This window comes from Streptomyces sp. HSW2009 (genome assembly GCF_040240285.1).
In the GTDB taxonomy this organism is placed as follows: Bacteria; Actinomycetota; Actinomycetes; order Streptomycetales; family Streptomycetaceae; genus Streptomyces.
In genome coordinates, this window is the sequence record NZ_JBEHZD010000591.1 from 1 (window position 1) to 4,475 (window position 4,475).

Annotated in this window: 5 protein-coding genes and 1 pseudogene; 3 read left to right on the forward strand and 3 right to left on the reverse strand. The window is 71.6% G+C overall.

Translation table 11 applies throughout. The annotated features are described in order from the left end of the window. Window positions 1-331: 331 nt before the first annotated feature. Window positions 332-1,117 (reverse strand): class I SAM-dependent methyltransferase, encoded by a 786-nt coding sequence (locus AAHZ94_RS29105; protein ID WP_349996626.1) that lies wholly within the window; start codon window positions 1,115-1,117, stop codon window positions 332-334. Window positions 1,118-1,215: 98 nt separating this feature from the next. On the opposite strand from AAHZ94_RS29105, the gene AAHZ94_RS29110 reads away from it, so the two are divergent. Then, window positions 1,216-1,881: a CGNR zinc finger domain-containing protein gene (locus tag AAHZ94_RS29110; RefSeq protein WP_349996628.1), complete on the forward strand. Its 666-nt coding sequence runs from the start codon at window positions 1,216-1,218 to the stop codon at window positions 1,879-1,881. A gap of 44 nt (window positions 1,882-1,925) precedes the next feature. Here AAHZ94_RS29110 and sodX read toward each other — a convergent pair. Further along, window positions 1,926-2,249 (reverse strand): annotated as a pseudogene (gene sodX / locus AAHZ94_RS29115) (nickel-type superoxide dismutase maturation protease); the annotation flags it as partial. A gap of 143 nt (window positions 2,250-2,392) precedes the next feature. Here sodX and sodN point away from each other — a divergent pair. Both sodN and AAHZ94_RS29125 read left to right on the forward strand, forming a co-directional pair. Beyond that, the gene (gene sodN / locus AAHZ94_RS29120) at window positions 2,393-2,788 is read left to right on the forward strand and encodes a superoxide dismutase, Ni (RefSeq protein WP_349996629.1); all 396 of its coding nucleotides are present in this window, start codon (window positions 2,393-2,395) and stop codon (window positions 2,786-2,788) included. Between the two features lie 163 nt (window positions 2,789-2,951). Beyond that, a complete protein-coding gene (locus tag AAHZ94_RS29125) occupies window positions 2,952-3,572 on the forward strand; it encodes a DUF5753 domain-containing protein (RefSeq protein ID WP_349996631.1) in 621 nt (206 codons plus the stop codon). Between the two features lie 323 nt (window positions 3,573-3,895). On the opposite strand, the gene AAHZ94_RS29130 is transcribed toward AAHZ94_RS29125, so the two are convergent. Further along, window positions 3,896-4,264, reverse strand: coding sequence for a hypothetical protein (locus AAHZ94_RS29130; protein WP_349996632.1), 369 nt, complete (start codon window positions 4,262-4,264; stop codon window positions 3,896-3,898). Window positions 4,265-4,475: the final 211 nt, after the last annotated feature.

Sequence of the window (4,475 nt, forward strand, 5' to 3'; positions counted from 1 at the left end):
CTGGCCGGGCAACCTGGCGCTCGGCGCGATCGACGACACCGACCTGACCGAGCAGGTGGCCCGCGACATCGGCCGGGGGGGGGGGGGCCCCCCCCCCGCCCCGGGCGGCGGGGCCCCGCGGGGGGCCCGGCCCCGCCCCCCCCCCCGGGGGGGCGGGGCGGGCCGGTGACCGCTGACGGCACGCCGCCGGTACGAGGCCCGGCCGCCGCGGAGCCCCACCGCGCCGGCCGGCCGCACAGCCCGCGGGCCAGCCTCCCGATGCGCGACCGGCCGCCGGCCCGGAGCGGCTAGTTTGAGGCAACCGGTCCGCCCGCCCCTCGGTCCACCCGGCCTACTTCAGCCCGAGCACCAGCGAGTCCGTGGCCGAGCACCACACCGGTCGCACCTCGGCGAAGCCGGCCGCGCGCAGCGTCGTCACGTGCCAGGCCAGCGGCTCGTCATTGCCGTCGTGGTCGTTGTTGTCCGTACTGGGGTTGTTGAAGATCTTGAACCGCTCGGCCGCGGGCCCGCCCAGCACCTCGTCGGCCGCGACCGCCTGCCACCAGTCGACCCAGTCCTGCACGCCGGCGCTGCGCTCGCGCTCCTGCCGCGCCTTGCGGAACGTCCGCTCGGCGGCGTTGATCCGGGGCGTGCTCGGGTCCGGCATGTGGTCGGCGTTCATGAACACCCCGCCGTCCCGCAGCACGCCGGCGACCTGCCCGTACAGCGTGGCCAGCGCGTCGCTGTTGAGCCAGTGCAGCGCGGTGGCGGTGAGCACGGCGTCGTACGAGGCGTGCGGCAGCTTGCCCGCCCAGTCGGGGTCGCGCAGGTCGGCCGTGACGAACTCGGCGCGCGGCTCGTTCGCGAAGTGGCCGCGGGCGATGGTCAACAGGGCCGGGTCGAGGTCGACGCCGGTGCTGGTGGCGCCGGGGAAGCGGGTCAGCAACCGGTCGCTGATGGTGCCGGTGCCGCAGGCGAGGTCGAGCACCCGCGGGGCGTCGCCGACGGTCGCCTCGACCATGTCGAGCATGACGCGGAACCGCTCCTCGCGGTCCGGCATGTACCACTCCTGCTGCCGGTCCCAACTGGCCTGCCAGGCCCGCCAGTCAGCTCCCACCGGCGTGATCGTCTCGGTCATCGCGACCCTCCCAAGGCCCGTACGTAATACCCTGATAGCTAGAGCAGCCATTACCTCACTGCACCGACGACCATAGACCGCCTCCGTAAGGACTACAAGTGGAACTGGCCTATTACTCGGATCTCGCCGTCCAGCTCGTCAACAGCGAGGAGCCAGAACGCGGCACCGACGGGCTCACCTCGGTCGAGGACGTCCGGGGGCTGCTCGGCCCCAGCAAGCAGGTGGCGCGGCGGGCCACGGACGCCGACGTGACCCGGCTGCGCGGGGTGCGGGCGCGGCTGCGCGCCGTCTTCGAGGCGGCCGACGGCGGCGACGAGGTACTGGCGGTGGACCTGCTGAACGCACTGCTGCTGGAATTTCCGGTGAGCCCGCAGATCTCGGGGCATGAGGTACGGGACGAGGACGGCCGTCCCAAGTGGCACATGCACATCGCGGACTACGCCGCCAACGCGGGCGCGAGCTACGCGGCCACCGCGGCCATGGGGCTCGCCTTCCACCTCACCGAGCTCGGCGCCGACCGGCTCGGGATCTGCGAGGCGCTGCCCTGCCGAAACGCATATCTCGATACATCGACAAATCGTTCACGACGTTACTGTTCCGACCGCTGTGCCACGCGCGCGAACGTCGCTGCCTACCGGGCCCGCAAGCGCCTGGAGGGCGAGCGCGAGGACCGGCCGGCGAGCCAGCCCAGCGGACCGCGTCCGGACCGCACCGGCCGCACCGCGGCGGCGGCCCACGACACGAGCCCGGTCACCGAGCGCTGACCCACCCCGGGCGGCGGGCGCAGCCTGGCCAGTGCCCGCGCCACCACCAGCTCGTCCGGCACCACGCCGAACTCACGGCTGTCGTTGTGCACGTACGGGTTGTCCCCGGCCACCCACCAGCCGCCGGCCCGCCGCTCCACGACACGCTTGACGATGAGCAGGTCCTGCGCGAACGGATGGCGCAACACCACCACGTCCCCGGCCCGCACCCCCGCCCCGTACTGCACGATCAGTTGGTCACCGGGCAGCAGCGTGGGCACCATCGACGGGTTGTACACCTCGGCCAACCCGATCCGCAGCAGCCCATGGCGTTCGCGGTCCCCCTCCTGCCCGCGTTCGCGATCGCGCTCCTGCACGTGCTCCCGCATCACGGCACCTCCTGGTCCGTTGCTCCATCAGTCCCAGGCTGACACCGGACTTTTGTCCTAAGCCCCCCGGGCCACCCGAGAAAAGCCTTCCCGCACGGAGTAATCTCGCACCTGAGAAGACGATCACGAGGAAGGACAGCTCTATGCTCTCCCGCCTGTTCGCCCCAAAGGTCAAGGTCAGCGCCCACTGCGACCTGCCCTGCGGCGTCTACGACCCGGCCCAGGCCCGCATCGAGGCCGAGTCGGTCAAGGCAGTCCAGGAGAAGTACCAGGCCAACGAGGACGCGCACTTCCGCGCCCGCGCCACCATCATCAAGGAGCAGCGCGCGGAGCTGGCCAAGCACCACATCTCCGTGCTGTGGAGCGACTACTTCAAGCCCCCGCACTTCGAGAAGTACCCGGAGCTGCACCAGCTCGTCAACGACACGCTCAAGGCACTGAGCGCGGCCAAGGCCTCCACCGACCCGGCCACGGGTCAGAAGGCCCTGGACTACATCGCCCAGATCGACAAGATCTTCTGGGAGACGAAGAAGGCTTAAGCCGGCTGCTTTTCGGCCTCTTTTGACTTCCCAGGGCGCACGCCGCACACCCGTGGCGTATGCCGCCCGCGCATCACGCACCCGGTTCGCACGCCGCACCACGCGGCACACACGCGGACCGGGTGCGGCGTTTTCCCCGCGGTGCCAATCAGGAGGTAATGGAGTGACCAGTCCGATCCCCTGGAGCGACCGTCTTTCCACCGGCACGGCAGCGACCCAGGGCGAGGTGGTGCGCTGGTACCAGGAGACCCGTGAGGGCAAGGCGTACGTGCCCACGATGGTCTGGGGCACGCTTCAGACCGAGGCGTACGCCACGGTGATCCTCGGCCGGGTCGTCGAATTCCTCGGCATTCCGAATGACGTGCCGGCGGGCGTCGCCAAGCGCATGCAGCGGCAGCAGGTGCTGTACGACGGCGAGCACCATTACCACGTCGTCCTCGGCGAGCAGGCGCTCTACACGAACATCGGTGGGCCCGAGGTGATGCGACCACAGATCGAGCGGCTGCTGGAGGAGGCCGGGCTGCCGTCCCTGACGCTCGGGATTCTTCCGGCGACGGTGGAGGTGGAGATGGTCCCCGTCCACGGGTTCAACATCTACGGCGAGGACGAACGCGCCCACGTCGAACTCGTCTCCTCCTCCGTGGACGTCACGGAGCCGAGCGAGCTCCGGCTCTACGCCAAGGCATTCGCCCTCCTGAGCGGCGCCGCGTCGTACGGCGACGACGCCGAGAGTCTGCTACGGAAGGCCCACTCCTACTGGGCCGGCACCGGGCCGCAGGGTTGAGCACGGCGGCGCAGCAGACTGTGGGGCCGACCCTCCGCCCGCGGAACGCAGAGTTCCGGGCCGGCTGCTTTTCGGCCTCTTTTGACCTCCCACGGCACACGCCGCGCACCCCGTGGCGTACGCCGCCCACGCATCACGCACCCGGTCCGCACGCCGCACCACGCGGCACACACGCGGACCGGGTGCGGCGTTTTCCCCGCCTCCCCCACCGCCCCGATGCGCCGGCGCACGACCCCTCGGAGCACCCGGCGCGGCGGCAGCCTCGTACGCGGGACGGCCCCATGAGCCCGGGCCGTCCCGGAGCAACCTGGGTGCGGCCCCGCTCAGTCCGCTTCGCGGCGCTGCCGGACCAGGGCGCTCGTGGTCGGCTCCGAGGTGGCCGAGCCGCCGCCGCTGCGCTCCACGGCGTAGGTGACGACCACCGGGACGTCGGTGACGGACAGCACCTCGGTGGGGATGACGAAGGCCATCTCGCGGCCCACCCAGGAGGTGGAGACGGGTGAGACGTCGGTGTAGAGGGTGCCGAAGGTGACGGTGATGACATCGCCCTTCGCCATGCCGGCGTAGGGGGCGACCCGGACCGTCGCCCCGTACGGCGCGTCCGCCACCGCGAGCGCTCCCTCGACGGCGTCGTCCACCTCCGGGGCGGGCAGGTCGGTGCTGGTGCCGTCAGCCGCTGATAGCTCGCTCATGGCGGGGCCCTCTCCGGGAAGCCGACGTTGCGTCGATGTCGACGACGCCGGCGTGCGTCATCGCTCTCCGGGGTGATCTTTCCGATGCTCGGTCGCTACGACAAGGGGGCGAGGGCAGCCTGTTGGGCCATGCCCGATTCGTCCCCACCGGCTGGCCGGCGGCGGGCCCCCCGGGGGCCGGGGCGGGGGGGGTTTAGCAAAAGCCCGCCCC

What these genes read in the sequence shown, in the direction of transcription:
- AAHZ94_RS29130 (WP_349996632.1), bottom strand. Translation starts at nt 4,264, where the DNA reads ATGAGCGAGCTATCAGCGGCTGACGGCACCAGCACCGACCTGCCCGCC.
- AAHZ94_RS29105 (WP_349996626.1), bottom strand. Translation starts at nt 1,117, where the DNA reads ATGACCGAGACGATCACGCCGGTGGGAGCTGACTGGCGGGCCTGGCAG.
- sodN (WP_349996629.1), top strand. Translation starts at nt 2,393, where the DNA reads ATGCTCTCCCGCCTGTTCGCCCCAAAGGTCAAGGTCAGCGCCCACTGC.